The organism is Nocardia sp. CA-135953 (assembly GCF_050955735.1).
Taxonomy (GTDB): Bacteria; Actinomycetota; Actinomycetes; order Mycobacteriales; family Mycobacteriaceae; genus Nocardia.
Map to the genome: position 1 here is coordinate 1,801,208 of NZ_CP192082.1, position 12,761 is coordinate 1,813,968.

The window sequence follows — 12,761 nt, forward strand, 5'->3', positions numbered from 1 at the left end:
CCCCTGTTGAGCACGCTGACGCGTAACCACAACATCGAGCATTGGGATGCCGAGGATGCCGCGGCCTGGGAGGCCGGTGGCAAAGACATCGCCAAGCGGAATCTGATCTGGTCGGTCTTCGCCGAGCACGTCGGGTTCTCGGTGTGGTCCATCTGGTCGGTCATGGTGTTGTTCATGCCCACCGACAAGTTCGGCATCGATCCGGCGGGCAAGTTCTTCCTGGTCGCCATGCCGACGCTGGTCGGTGCGTTTCTGCGCATTCCGTACACCGTGGCCACGGCGCGCTTCGGCGGTCGCAACTGGACCATCTTCAGTGCCTCGTTGCTGCTGATTCCGACGCTGCTCACGCTGTACTTCATCAATCAGCCGGGCACCTCGTACACCACCTTCCTGGTGGTGGCGGCATTCGCCGGATTCGGTGGCGGCAACTTCGCCTCCTCGATGACCAATATCAATGCCTTCTACCCGCAGCGGCTCAAGGGTTGGGCGCTCGGGCTGAACGCGGGCGGCGGAAATATCGGCGTGCCGGTCATCCAGCTGGTCGGCCTGCTGGTCATCGCCACCCTCGGCAACGGCTACGCCTCGCTGATCTGCGCGATCTACCTCGTGCTCGTCGCGCTGGCCGGTGTCGGCGCCGCGCTGTTCATGGACAACCTGAAGAACCAGAAGGCCGATCTCACCTACATGATCACGGCACTCAAGGTGCCGCAGTCCTGGGCGATCGCCTTCCTCTACATCGGTACCTTCGGTTCGTTCATCGGCTACAGCTTCGCCTTCGGACAGGTGCTGCAGATCAGCTTCAAGGCCGGTGGTGACACTGTCGCGCAGGCCACACTGCATGCCGCGCAGATCGCCTTCATCGGTCCGCTGCTCGGTTCGCTGGCCAGGCCGTACGGCGGCAAGTGGGCCGACCGGATCGGCGGCAGCCGGGTCACCCTCTACACCTTCGCCGTGATGACCGCCGCCGCCGTACTGGTCGGCGTGGCGAGCACCGCGGGCGACCGCAGCGGCGGTGCGCCGCGCGGTGCCGCGATGGCGGCGCTGGTGGCCGGATTCATCGCGCTGTTCGTGGTGTCCGGTATCGGCAACGGCGCGGTCACCAAGATCATCCCGTCGGTCTTCGACGCCAAATCCAAGAGCCTGGACGCGAGTCCGGCCGCCCGGGCCGCCTGGTCACAGAACACCTCCGGTGCTCTCATCGGTTTCGTCGGCGCGATCGGTGCGCTCGGCGGTGTCGCGATCAACCTCGTCCTGCGCTCCTCCTATGCCTCGACCAAATCGGCGACTACCGCGTTCTGGGTCTTCATGGCCTTCTACGTGGTCTGCGCCGCGGTGACCTATCTGGTGTTCCTGCGCCGCCCGCGCGGTGCCGTCGACTCCGAGGTCGTCGCGGAGGCCGAGGCGCTCGTCCTCGAAGCCGAGGCAGGCAACCCGTCCCAGTCCACCAGCACGTCGGCCCGAGCCTGACGCCGAATCATCAACGGAGGACAGTCATGAACTCGACAGTCGACCCCACCCCGCGCAAGACCGTCGTGGTCGCCGGCCACGGCATGGTCGGGCACCGGTTCGTGGAGGCGCTGCGTTCCCGGGACGAGGCAGGCAAGTGGCAGATCGTCATCCTCAGCGAGGAGCAGCTGCCCGCCTACGACCGCGTCGGACTCTCGTCGTACGTCGGTACCTGGGATCCCGCCGCGCTGGCGCTGCCCGGTAACGAATACGCCGGTGACGAGCTGGTCGAGCTGCGCCTGGGCCAGACCGCGCAGTCCATCGACCGCGAGGCACGCAAGGTCACCACCTCGGCGGGCGACACCGTCGCCTACGACGCCCTGGTGCTGGCGACGGGTTCGTACCCGTTCGTGCCGCCGGTGCCGGGGCACGACCTGCCGGAGTGCTTCGTCTACCGCACCATCGATGACCTCGACGGCATCCGCGCGGTCGCCGCCGAGGCTGGACCAGGTGCGGCCGGTGTGGTCGTCGGTGGTGGCCTGCTCGGTCTGGAAGCGGCCAACGCGCTGCGCCTGCTCGGCATGACGCCGCATGTCGTGGAGTTCAACGCGCGGCTGATGCCCGCCCAGGTCGACGAGGGTGGTGGCGCCATCCTGGAGAAGCTGGTCACCGATCTCGGGCTGCGGGTGCACACCGGCGTCGGCACCGCATCGATCGAGACCGTCGCGGACGCGGGAGCGGCTGAGCGCCTGAGGATTACGCTCTCCGACGATTCGGTCATCGACGCCGGACTGGTGGTCTTCTCCGCCGGTGTCCGCCCGCGCGACCAGATCGCCCGCGACAGCGGCGTCGAGGTCGGCCCGCGCGGTGGCATCATCACCGACCTCGGTCTGCAGACCTCCGATCCGAACATCTACGCGATCGGCGAATGCGCTGCGGTGGAAGGTGTTTGCTACGGCCTGGTAGCCCCCGGCTACACCACCGCCGAGATCGTCGCGGACCGATTGCTCGGTGGCGCAGGCGAATTCCCCGGCGCGGATATGTCGACCAAGCTGAAGCTGCTCGGTGTCGACGTCGCCAGCTTCGGTGATGCGCACGGCACCACCGAGGGCGCGCTATCGGTCGTACTGCACGACGCCGCCAAGGGCACCTACGCGAAACTCGTCGTCTCCGATGACGCGCAGATCCTGCTCGGCGGCATCCTGGTCGGCGATGCGACCGCGTACTCGGCGCTGCGTCCGCTGGTCGGACGTCCGCTGCCCGCCGAACCGGCCGCGCTGATCTCGCCCGCAGGCGCCGAACTCGGTGCCGATTCGCTGCCCGACGATGCCCAGATCTGCTCCTGCAACAACGTTTCCAAGGGTGCGATCTGCGGGGCCATCGAAGAGGGCGCCTGCGATATCGCGAGCGTCAAGAAGTGCACGTCCGCCGGAACCTCTTGCGGCGGTTGCGTTCCCATGCTCAAGAAACTGCTCGAGCAGTCCGGCGTCGAGATGTCCAAGGCGCTCTGCGAGCACTTCTCGCAGTCGCGGGCCGAGCTGTTCCAGATCGTCCAGGTCACCGGCATTCGCACCTTCTCCGCCCTGATCGCCAAGCACGGCACGGGCACCGGCTGCGATATCTGCAAGCCGACGGTCGCCTCCATCCTGGCCTCCACCTCGAGCGATCACATCCTCGACGGTGAACAGGCCGCGCTGCAGGACACCAACGACCACTTCCTGGCGAATCTGCAGAAGAACGGCACCTACTCGGTGGTGCCGCGGATGCCAGGCGGTGAGGTCACCCCGGATCAGCTGATCACCATCGGTCAGATCGCCAAGGAATTCGACCTCTACGTCAAGGTCACCGGCGGTCAGCGCATCGACCTGTTCGGCGCCCGCGTCGAACAGCTGCCGCAGATCTGGCAGCGCCTGGTCGATGTGGGTATGGAATCCGGGCACGCGTACGGCAAGTCGCTACGCACCGTGAAGAGCTGCGTCGGCTCCACCTGGTGCCGCTACGGTCAGCAGGATTCGGTCGGCATGGCCGTGCTGCTGGAGAAGCGCTACCGCGGCCTGCGTTCGCCGCACAAGCTGAAGCTGGCCGTCTCCGGTTGCGCCCGCGAATGCGCCGAGGCGCGCGGTAAGGACGTCGGCGTGATCGCCACCGAGCAGGGCTGGAACCTGTACGTCGGCGGCAACGGCGGTCTGACCCCGAAGCATGCGGTGCTGCTCGCCGGTGAACTCGATGACGAGACGCTGATCAAGTACATCGACCGGTATCTGATGTTCTACGTCCGCACCGCCGACCGGTTGCAGCGCACCGCGCCGTGGCAGGAGGCGCTGGAGGGCGGCATCGATTACCTGAAGCAGGTCGTGTGCGAGGACAGCCTCGGTATCGCCGAGGATCTGGAGGCCGCCATGGCCAAGCATGTCGCCGGCTACCGCGACGAATGGGCCGCAGTGCTCGAGGACGAGGAGAAATTGTCGCGTTTCGTGTCCTTCGTCAACGCACCGGAAGAGGCCGATCCGACCATTTCGTTCGATGAGACCGGGGAACGGAAGGTGCCGGTGTTGCTCGGCATGCCGGAAATCCCGGTTGCCACACGCGGGCAATAGCCGCTTAACCCCGAAGAAACAGGACGCCTGTACCAATGGGTAAGGCGTTTGGAGGATGACACCGATGACCGTGATGGATACCCCCGGCATTGCCACTGCTACCACTGTGCTCACCCACCCCGTCGGCTCCGCCGACTTGCCATCCCCTTCGGGTTGGACGCAGGCGTGCCGACTCGACTACCTCATTCCGGGCCGCGGCGTCGCGGTGTTGCTGAAGGGCGGCCGTCAGGCCGCTCTGTTCCTGATGACCGACGGCACGCTCGCGTCCGTCGGAAATATCGATCCGATCGGCCGCGCGGCGGTGATGTCGCGCGGGATCGTCGGTGACCGCGCCGGTATTCCGGTGGTGGCCTCACCGCTGCTGAAGCAGGCTTTTTCGCTGTTGGACGGGCACTGCCTGGACGACGATTCGGCGACGCTGCCGGTTTACGCGGTGCGCGTCGAAGACGGCATCGTTTCGGTTTCCAACGACCCGGTCGATACCGGACTCGTTGCCGCGGACGGTGGATAAGAATGACGACAATCGATACGGGCGCCTGTCTGGCCGGTTTCACGGTCGGCGTCACGGCCGCCAGGCGGGCCGATGAGTTCGCCACGCTGCTCACCCGACGGGGCGCCGGTATCGTCGCCGCTCCCGCTATCCGCATCATCCCGCTGGCCGACGACAACGAACTGGAGCGAGTGACCCGCGAGATCGTCGCCGATCCGCCGCGGATCGTGGTGGCCACCACCGGCATCGGATTCCGCGGCTGGATGGAAGCGGCCGAAGGCTGGGGCATTGCCGAGGATCTGCGGCTGACGCTGTCGTCCACCAGGATGCTGGCGCGTGGGCCGAAGGCCAAGGGCGCCATCCGCGCCGCCGAACTGCGCGAGGAATGGTCGCCCGCGTCGGAGTCTTCCGCCGAGGTGCTCGACCACCTGCTCGCCGAGGGTGTGGAGGGTGTGCGGATCGCGGTCCAGTTGCACGGCGCGACCACCGAATGGGAGCCGGTACCCGACTTCTGCGAGGTATTGCGTTGTGCCGGTGCGGATGTCGTCGCGGTGCCGGTGTACCGCTGGGTGCCGCCGGATGATCAGGGTCCGATGGACAACCTGATCGAGGCCATCATTACCTCCAGCCTGGACTGCGTGACCTTCACCAGTGCGCCCGCCGTGGCGTCGATGTTGATGCGCGCCAAGGAAACCGGGCTGCTGGAGGGTGTGCTGCACGCGCTGCGCGGACGGGTGCTGCCCGCCTGCGTCGGACCGATTACCGCGGCTCCGCTGGAGGAGCTGGGTGTGGCGACCTCGATGCCGGGACGGGCGCGCCTCGGTGCGCTGGCCCGGCACGTCGCCGAGGAATTGCCGCGGCGCGCCAATCGAATTCAGGCCGCCGGACACACCATCAGCGTGCGCGGTGCGTGCGTCGTGGTCGACGGTTCGGTGCGTCAACTCGCGCCAGCGCCGATGGCACTGATGCGATCGCTGGCGCGACAGCCCGGCCGGGTGGTTTCCCGGGAGGATCTGCTCGCGGCGCTGCCCGGCGGCGGTGACGACACCCATGCCGTGGAGACCGCGATCGCGCGGCTGCGCGCCGGGCTCGGTACCCCGAAAGCCATTCAGACCGTGGTCAAACGGGGCTACCGACTGGCGCTGGACGCCGCGGATTGCGCCGATGACTTTCCGCGCAGCGTTCCCAACGGCCGTGCGCCGGTAGCGGGAATCGCTACCCCGGCCCGCGCGCCGAGGTACGCACAGCCTGCGGGGAGCTGGTGACGGCTCCGGCCCTGGTCCTGGTCGCACACGGCACCAGGAGCACCAGGGGTGTGCAGATGATCGCCGCGCTCGCGGAGGCGGTGGCTGATGAGTTCAGCAGGACGGCAGCCGGTGTGGTCGGAGAGCGCGAGGGGATTGCGGCAAGCGGGGCGGCTGAGTTCGGCGTCGCGATTTCGGGGCGCGACGCCGATACCTCCGCGGCTCCGGATTGTGCACATCGCGGGCTCGAGGCGGCCGAGAAGCCCTGGGTGCGTACCGCTTTCGTGGACGTGCTAGGTCCATCGCCGTCCGAGGTGCTGCGTGATCTGACCGATGCCCAAGGCGAATCCGTTCCCGCCGTGGTGGTTCCGGCCTTCCTCGCCTCCGGATACCACGTGTATCAGGATGTGCCTCGGGAGGTGGCCGAGAGCGGTCATCCCGAGGTCGCGGTGACACCCGCGATGGGACCGGATCCGGCATTGGCCCGCATCATGGCCATGCGTCTGCGTGCCGCAGGCCGGCGCCCAGGTGACGCGGTGGTCTTCGCGGCGGCCGGATCATCGGATGCCCGTGCCCGCCAGGACATTCGGCGCGCAGCGGGCATGCTGGCCGAACATCTGGGTGTGCCGGTTCGCATCGGCTACGTCGCCACCGGAGCCCCACGCATACCGGAAGTCGTTGCCGAACTTCGTGAGTCGGGTGCGCGGCGCGTCTTCATCGCCTCGTACCTGCTGGCACATGGTCTGTTCCAACAGCGCCTGCATGAGGCGGGAGCTGATGGTGTTGCTGCCCCCATCGGTGTTCACCCGGCGGTCGTCCGCCTGATCACCAACCGTTACCGCGCTGCCGCCCACGAGCTGGTCCGTGCCCGCCTTTCCACCGGGCGCTAGTACCGCACCCACAAGTCCCGCCGACCGTAGTCGAATGGTGGTCGCCCACGCCGCATTCGACCGGCATATCACTACGTTCGGCGAGTAGCCAGGTGGCAGGCCTCGGATTCACCGCGAGCAACCTCGACGATGTCTTCGCGGAGGTGGTCTCGGCATCCTGATCGGGCCTTACGACGGTGGTCGGCGGCGACATTCCGGATGCGTCGAATGACGCGGGCTTCGAAGCCTTGTTGTTCGGCCGTCAGTCTTCGTAGTGTGAACCGACTTGTACCACAACGATTTCGGTGTCTGTCACGTAGTAGATCAATCGATGCTCTTGGGTAATTCGCCGTGACCAGTGCCCAGCAAGGTAGTGGCGTAGCGGCTCGGGTTTGCCGACCCCCTCGAACGGGTCGCGGAGTGTGGCGTCGATGATTTTGTTCGCGCTTTTCAGGACGGCCCGGTTGGTGGTCAGCCAGTCCGTGTAGGACTTCCAGCCTTGAGCGGTGAACGTGAGTTTCCGGTCGGCCATAGGCTCAGTCCTGGCCGGGGTCGATGAGCGCGTGCGCCTCTGTGCGTCCCGCACGGGCATCCTCGGCGGACTGGAGTAGCTTCATGCCGCCATGGGTGCGCAGAACGTACAGCGTTTCCATCAGCGAGTTGTAATCGCTTTCGGCTATGAGTACGGCGTTCTCGCCGCTCTTGGACACGACGGTCACAGTATCGTGGTCGTCGTTGACCTGCTGTACCAGTCCGAACAGGTTCTGGCGCACGGTAGATATGGGTAGCGCTTTGGCCATCTCTCGCACCTCACACGGTAGTCGTACGACTTATTGTACGTGTGCCACGCGTCTCCTGTAAGGGCGTGATGTCCTGGGTGCGTGAGTGGATGGGCGGCGGCGCGGACCGGGCGCGTCTGTGGCGGTAACCTTGCCGCGCTCACTCGAATCCGTGCTCGTGCCATGGTTAGTCGCCCGAATCGGATCTCGCCAACTATTGAGAGTGCACGCCACCCTTGTCGTAGCCGGGCACCCTGCGTGTGGGTGCCCGGCTATCAGGCCCGGGTCTCAGGCGTTGTCGTACGCGTCCTGCAGAACCTTGATATCGAGCTTGGACATGGACTGCAAGGTCGCGGCGGTGGCGGCGGTCTTGGTGGGGTTCGCGCCGTCCATGAGGGTGAGCAGGGTGCCGGGGACGACCTGCCAGGACAGGCCGTAGCGGTCGGTGAGCCAGCCGCACGGCCCGGGCGCACCGCCATCGATCAGGGCCTCCCACAGGCGATCGACCTCGGCCTGGGTATCCACGATCACCTGGATCGATGCGGCATCCGTGAACGGATGTCCTGGGCCGCCGTTCATCAGGGTGTACGGGTGACCGTCGAGTTCGATCGAGACGATGAACGCCGAGCCGTCGGGGTGGCGATTGACATCCACGATGCGCGAGTTGGGGATCAGCGCGGCGTAGCGGGTGGCGGCTTCCTCGGCGTCGTTGTCGAACCAGAGGAAAGTGTTGACCGACATGGTGGGCTCCTTGGGTTGGTTATGACCTGCTGTCACCCTTCGGTCGGAGCCGCCCCCACGTCTTCGACGTATCTCGCGAAATCTCTGAAGAAATTTTCGTGCAGTCAGACGCTCGCGATGGCGATGAAGCGGTCCGGAGTGATCGTGATCAGCACCCGCGCGCGCTCCACCTCACCCAGCACCGGCCCACTGCCGTACTTCTCCCAGATGCGCTGGGTCCACGCACCATCCGCATCGATGGTCAGTTCGGCATCCCCGATCACCCGCACCTGCCGATTCGGCCGTTGTCCACCGCCCCGCGACCCCACCACCTCCCGATCGATTACCAACCCGACCCGCGGATTCGTCAGAATCCGCCGCAAATGCGGCCGCCCCGCCCAGCTTGTCAGCCGAAATGCCTGCTGATCCCACAGAAACCACATCGGCGTGACATGTGGATATCCGGCCGCGTCGATGGTGGCCAGGTGCGCCACGATATCGCTGGCCAGTAACCCGGCAATCTCGGCTCGACGTAACGCCCGCATCCAGGACCTCTCGATTCGAACTTATGTTCGAGTCTACCTCGCGCCTGGAGTGCGAGCCGGAGAGTTCACGAATTGTTCGTGCGTGGGAAGCGGTATCGAGTTGCGTGATGCGCTGGGGCCGTAGAGCATCGGTGCCGTGCCGTCGAATCCGATGAACCCTGCCGGCGATCTTCCGGATACCGGAATTCCCGCTGCCAACGTCGCCCATATGACCATGGACGAGCAGCATGAGTGGCATCGGAACTACCTACGCCGACACGCGGTCTCGCGCCGCAATGTCTTGCGCGGTAGCGCGGCGGCCGCTGCGGTCGCCGCCGTCGGCACCTCACCGTTCGGTAGGCGCGCCTATGCCGAGGACGCGCAGCTCGCGGTCGGCGGTCGACGTGTGGGATACGGAGCGGATGCGACGAGTCAGCTCCGGTTCGCCGGTCAGCTCTCCCGGCCGCCGGCCGGTACCAAGGTCTTCCTGGACCACGGCCCGACGCCGACGCTCGGCGGCACCATCGAGGCCGAGGTGCGCAATCTGCTGACCCAGGTGCCCTCCGCAGACGGCGGTGTCCTCGCGGCCGAACAGTTCTACGTGCACGCCCCCGTCGACGGCCTACCCGGACGCGTGCCGCACTTCTATCGCTGGCGCACCTCCGACGGCTTTACCGGCGATATCCGTGCCGCGGCACCCGCGATGCCGAGTGCGCGTAGCGCGATCCTGCCGTTCCGGTTCACCATGATGGGCGATCAGGGCACCGACGAGACGCCGGCGCTGCCGCAGGGTACCGTGTCCGGCGACTACGACGACAAGTACTACAAGGCCGATAACGATCCGAACGCACCGCACGCGAGCAATGTGCTGCGCCAAATCGCCGCCGCCAAACCGGATTTCCATATTCTCGCCGGTGATATCGCCTATGCCGACCCGTCCGGCGGGGGCAAACCGAACGAATTCGTCGCCAACGGCGCGAAGCTCGAATCCGGTTTCGACAAGTACAACCCCTACGTCTGGGATGCCTACTTCGGGGCCATCGAACGCAGTGCCGCCGAGACACCGTGGATGTTCGCCACCGGCAACCACGATATGGAAGCGACCTACGGTCGGCGCGGCTACGGCGGACATCTGGCGCGGCTGGACTTCCCCGGCAACGGCCCCGCCGGCTGCCCGTCGGCATACTCGTTCACCTACGGCAATGTCGCGGTGCTCTCGCTCGACGCCAATGACGTCAGCTATGAGATCAAGGCCAATACCGGGTATTCCGGTGGGGCGCAGACGAGTTGGGTGGAGCGCACGCTCGCCGCCTACCGCGCGGACCCGAATATCGACTTCCTGGTGTGCTTCTTCCACCATTGCGCGTACTCGACCACCGACGCCCACGCCAGCGACGGCGGCGTGCGCGATGCGTGGGCCGGATTGTTCGACCGGTATCAGGTGGATCTGGTGCTGCAGGGCCACAATCACGTCTACGAACGCACGGACCCGATCCGCGCCGGTGCCGCGACCAGGATCGCCGCGGACAATTCGATCGTCTACCCGGATACGGACGGCACGGTCTACTACACCGTCGGCGGTGGTGGCCGACCGCGCTACGACTTCCAGCCCGGTTCGCAGGAAACATTCCGTGGCCACGAATTACCGGACACGACGGTCCCGAACAGCTATGTGTGGACCGCGTCGGGCGGCAAACAGGACGAAGCGGCTTCCTGGTCGCGAGTGCGGTTCCGCAACTACTCGTTCCTGCGCGTCGACGTCCGCCCCGGCATTTTCGCCAGCGAAATGGATGTGGTCGCGGTGGACGAATACGGTCGGGAATTCGACAAACTCACGTTCCGTCGTCTGGTCCACTGAACCGCTATTTCTCCTTCGGCGGCAGCGAACGCGCATAGCTGACGCCGCGGTCGACCCATTCATCGAGCGCTTCGTCATCGGCGACGGCCGCGCCGTCGACCTGCAGCCAGTTGTTCATTTCGCGACCGCCCATCACCATTGTGCCGACGTATTCGCGGGCGAGCAGGGTGGTGCTCTCCTGCGGGTCGACGCGGACGAGTAGACCGCCCGTCCGGCTCGCTGCCACCGCCATATTGCCGTTGATCAGGAAGGCGAGACCGCCGAACATCTTCTTTTCGCTCACCTCGGGCGTCGGGTCGATCAGCTCCCGGATTCGATCGGCGAGCACTTTGTCATAGGCCATACCGCATTGTCGACCAGGGCACCGACACGTGTCGGCTATGCGCCCAGCGCGGCGCCGAACAGCGGCCAGGACTGGTGGAGGTCGTCCTGCCAGTACGACCAGGCATGCGTACCTGCCGGACGGAGATTCACTGTGGCGGGTATGCCTGCCTCGGCCAGCCGGTCCACGAAGGGGCCGGTGCAGCCATCGATGACGATCTCCATGACACCGCCGACCAGCATGCGGTCGAGCAGCCGGACCGGATTGCCATCGATGCCGACATCGCCGAGGGTTTCGCGCACTCCCGGAGCGCCATTGCCCGACGAGACGTAGAGCGCCGAGCCGCGCAGCCGGTCCACATGCGGCATCGGATCGTGCTCGGCCCAGGCCGGATTGCCCGGGGCGCCCCACATGTTGCCCGCATTCGCGCCGAAGACCGCGAGCTGGGAGCGGGGCATCGGTGAGAGGACCCGAACTCGGGGGTCAGCGCCAGCTTTCGGGCGTGACGGGGGCATCCCAGGCGCGCGCGTAGCGACGTTTGTCCGCGGCGTTGGATTCCTTTGCGCGGTACACGATGTACGGCCGGGTCAGGTAGCCGACAGGCGCGCTGAACATGTGGACCAGCCGGGTGTAGGGCCAGATGGCGATGAGGGTCAGCACGACGAGACCGTGCAACTGGAAGGTCCACGGAGTGCCGACCATGAGTTCGGGCTCGGGATGGACCGTGAAAAGGCTACGGAACCACGGCGATACGGTCTCGCGATAGTTGTAGGTGCCCCACAGCAGATTGCTGCCCCAGGTATTGAGCAGGCCGGTGATCAGCGCGGCGGCCAGCAGCACGTACATGAGCTGGTCATTGCGCGTGGTGGCCTTGCGGACGGCGCGGACGGTGATGCGGCGGTAGAGCAGGATGCCGACGCCGAGGATCACCGCGAGTCCGGCGACCGAACCCGCCGCGACCGCGACCACGTGGTAGGTGTGCTCGGAGATACCGACGGCGTCGGTCCAGGACTCGGGGATCAGCACGCCGAGCACGTGCCCGCCGATGACCCCGAGCATGCCGAAGTGGAACAGCGGGCTGCCCAGCCGCAGTAGACGGCTCTCGTAGATCTGGGAAGACCGTGTGGTCCAACCGAATTGGTCATTGCGATAGCGCCACAGGTGGCCGAGCACGAACGAGGTGAAGGCCACGTAGGGCAGCGTCATCCAGAAGGCGGTGGTCATCGGCGGGCTTCCGATCCGTCGAACAGCGATGGGTCCATGGCGAAGGGGTCGAGACCGACCTCTTCCTCGGGCGGTCCCTGGGCGGCGAGTTCGGCGATGCGACGCCGGTCCGCAGTGGTAAGGGGAGGCAGGGTGGCAACGACGGCCGCCAGCACTCCGGCGTACGGGGAGTCGTTGTCTACCAGCGAAAGCCGCAGCAGTTCGATCACCGGAACGTGTTCGCCGAGCAGACGCTCACCGCCGATCGGGTCGACGGTCGCGGCGAATTCCAGCAGCACCGGCAGGTGGTCGGGCAATTCCTCGTCACCGAGTTCGACACCGGCGTGCCGGTAGGCGTGCTTGAACCGCAACAGCGCCATACCGCGTTTGCGGGTGTCACCGTAGGCGTAGAACGTCAGGTGCATGCTGGCACGGCGGCGCATATCGAAGGTTTCGACGTACTGCTGGGCCAGCGTGATCGGCGGGGTGGCGCGCAGGTGGTGGATGAATTCCAGCAGCGGCGCTGCTACCACGTCCGGCAATTGCGTTGCGGCATCATCGATCTGGTCGACGGTCGCCAACATCTGCTCGCTCGGATAGTCGAGCAGCAGCGCGGCGATCCGCCACACCAGGCGGCAATCGCGCTCGGACAGCTGAGCGACGGGCTCGGGCCTGCGGCGCACCTTCAGCAGTGCCATCATGCGCCTCC

The 12,761-nt window shown here is 66.2% G+C and carries 14 protein-coding genes; 6 read left to right on the plus strand and 8 right to left on the minus strand.

What is annotated here, in order from left to right:
* Positions 1–3 precede the first annotated feature (3 nt).
* The 5 genes from ACQPXH_RS08250 (at position 4) to ACQPXH_RS08270 (ending at position 6,667) form a co-directional block, all read left to right on the plus strand.
* Positions 4–1,467: a nitrate/nitrite transporter gene (locus ACQPXH_RS08250; RefSeq protein ID WP_433603373.1), complete on the plus strand. Its 1,464-nt coding sequence runs from the start codon at positions 4–6 to the stop codon at positions 1,465–1,467.
* A 26-nt stretch (positions 1,468–1,493) separates the two neighbouring features.
* Positions 1,494–4,043 carry a nitrite reductase large subunit NirB gene (nirB, locus tag ACQPXH_RS08255; protein ID WP_433601690.1) on the plus strand — a complete coding sequence of 850 codons (2,550 nt, stop codon included), beginning with the start codon at positions 1,494–1,496 and terminating at the stop codon, positions 4,041–4,043.
* Positions 4,044–4,107: 64 nt separating this feature from the next.
* Positions 4,108–4,554, plus strand: a complete 447-nt coding sequence (nirD, locus tag ACQPXH_RS08260) for a nitrite reductase small subunit NirD (RefSeq protein ID WP_433601691.1) — start codon at positions 4,108–4,110, stop codon at positions 4,552–4,554.
* Positions 4,555–4,556: 2 nt separating this feature from the next.
* Complete coding sequence (locus ACQPXH_RS08265) at positions 4,557–5,798, plus strand: uroporphyrinogen-III synthase (RefSeq protein ID WP_433601692.1); 1,242 nt, start codon at positions 4,557–4,559, stop codon at positions 5,796–5,798.
* Entirely contained in the window at positions 5,795–6,667 is an 873-nt protein-coding gene (locus tag ACQPXH_RS08270) for a sirohydrochlorin chelatase (protein ID WP_433601693.1), read from the plus strand. Before ACQPXH_RS08265 ends, ACQPXH_RS08270 begins: the two co-directional genes overlap by 4 nt.
* 241 nt (positions 6,668–6,908) lie before the next feature.
* Here ACQPXH_RS08270 and ACQPXH_RS08275 read toward each other — a convergent pair whose 3' ends face one another.
* From ACQPXH_RS08275 to ACQPXH_RS08290, 4 genes are all read right to left on the minus strand, one after another.
* Positions 6,909–7,178: a Txe/YoeB family addiction module toxin gene (locus ACQPXH_RS08275; RefSeq protein ID WP_433601694.1), complete on the minus strand. Its 270-nt coding sequence runs from the start codon at positions 7,176–7,178 to the stop codon at positions 6,909–6,911.
* A gap of 4 nt (positions 7,179–7,182) precedes the next feature.
* Positions 7,183–7,446, minus strand: coding sequence for a type II toxin-antitoxin system Phd/YefM family antitoxin (locus ACQPXH_RS08280; RefSeq protein WP_433601695.1), 264 nt, complete (start codon positions 7,444–7,446; stop codon positions 7,183–7,185).
* Between the two features lie 267 nt (positions 7,447–7,713).
* On the minus strand, positions 7,714–8,166 hold the full coding sequence (locus ACQPXH_RS08285) for a VOC family protein (RefSeq protein WP_433601696.1): 453 nt from the start codon (positions 8,164–8,166) through the stop codon (positions 7,714–7,716).
* A 104-nt stretch (positions 8,167–8,270) separates the two neighbouring features.
* Positions 8,271–8,690 (minus strand): pyridoxamine 5'-phosphate oxidase family protein, encoded by a 420-nt coding sequence (locus ACQPXH_RS08290; RefSeq protein WP_433601697.1) that lies wholly within the window; start codon positions 8,688–8,690, stop codon positions 8,271–8,273.
* 136 nt (positions 8,691–8,826) lie between these two features.
* On the opposite strand from ACQPXH_RS08290, the gene ACQPXH_RS08295 reads away from it, so the two are divergent.
* Positions 8,827–10,527, plus strand: a complete 1,701-nt coding sequence (locus tag ACQPXH_RS08295) for a metallophosphoesterase (protein ID WP_433601698.1) — start codon at positions 8,827–8,829, stop codon at positions 10,525–10,527.
* Positions 10,528–10,531: 4 nt separating this feature from the next.
* On the opposite strand, the gene ACQPXH_RS08300 is transcribed toward ACQPXH_RS08295, so the two are convergent.
* From ACQPXH_RS08300 to narJ, 4 genes are read right to left on the minus strand one after another with little or no spacing between them, the layout of a single operon-like run.
* Complete coding sequence (locus tag ACQPXH_RS08300) at positions 10,532–10,870, minus strand: TfoX/Sxy family protein (protein ID WP_433601699.1); 339 nt, start codon at positions 10,868–10,870, stop codon at positions 10,532–10,534.
* A gap of 35 nt (positions 10,871–10,905) precedes the next feature.
* The gene (locus ACQPXH_RS08305; RefSeq protein ID WP_433601700.1) at positions 10,906–11,307 is read right to left on the minus strand and encodes a hypothetical protein; all 402 of its coding nucleotides are present in this window, start codon (positions 11,305–11,307) and stop codon (positions 10,906–10,908) included.
* A 25-nt stretch (positions 11,308–11,332) separates the two neighbouring features.
* Positions 11,333–12,073, minus strand: coding sequence for a respiratory nitrate reductase subunit gamma (gene narI, locus ACQPXH_RS08310; RefSeq protein ID WP_433601701.1), 741 nt, complete (start codon positions 12,071–12,073; stop codon positions 11,333–11,335).
* Entirely contained in the window at positions 12,070–12,750 is a 681-nt protein-coding gene (gene narJ, locus ACQPXH_RS08315) for a nitrate reductase molybdenum cofactor assembly chaperone (RefSeq protein ID WP_433603374.1), read from the minus strand. Before narJ ends, narI begins: the two co-directional genes overlap by 4 nt.
* Positions 12,751–12,761: the final 11 nt, after the last annotated feature.

Bases quoted from the DNA above. Each gene is read 5' to 3' on its own strand.
- narJ (WP_433603374.1), bottom strand. From the start codon at position 12,750: ATGGCACTGCTGAAGGTGCGCCGCAGGCCCGAGCCCGTCGCTCAGCTG.
- ACQPXH_RS08275 (WP_433601694.1), bottom strand. From the start codon at position 7,178: ATGGCCGACCGGAAACTCACGTTCACCGCTCAAGGCTGGAAGTCCTAC.
- nirD (WP_433601691.1), top strand. From the start codon at position 4,108: ATGACCGTGATGGATACCCCCGGCATTGCCACTGCTACCACTGTGCTC.
- ACQPXH_RS08280 (WP_433601695.1), bottom strand. From the start codon at position 7,446: ATGGCCAAAGCGCTACCCATATCTACCGTGCGCCAGAACCTGTTCGGA.
- ACQPXH_RS08290 (WP_433601697.1), bottom strand. From the start codon at position 8,690: ATGCGGGCGTTACGTCGAGCCGAGATTGCCGGGTTACTGGCCAGCGAT.
- ACQPXH_RS08305 (WP_433601700.1), bottom strand. From the start codon at position 11,307: ATGCCCCGCTCCCAGCTCGCGGTCTTCGGCGCGAATGCGGGCAACATG.
- ACQPXH_RS08285 (WP_433601696.1), bottom strand. From the start codon at position 8,166: ATGTCGGTCAACACTTTCCTCTGGTTCGACAACGACGCCGAGGAAGCC.
- ACQPXH_RS08265 (WP_433601692.1), top strand. From the start codon at position 4,557: ATGACGACAATCGATACGGGCGCCTGTCTGGCCGGTTTCACGGTCGGC.
- nirB (WP_433601690.1), top strand. From the start codon at position 1,494: ATGAACTCGACAGTCGACCCCACCCCGCGCAAGACCGTCGTGGTCGCC.
- narI (WP_433601701.1), bottom strand. From the start codon at position 12,073: ATGACCACCGCCTTCTGGATGACGCTGCCCTACGTGGCCTTCACCTCG.
- ACQPXH_RS08300 (WP_433601699.1), bottom strand. From the start codon at position 10,870: ATGGCCTATGACAAAGTGCTCGCCGATCGAATCCGGGAGCTGATCGAC.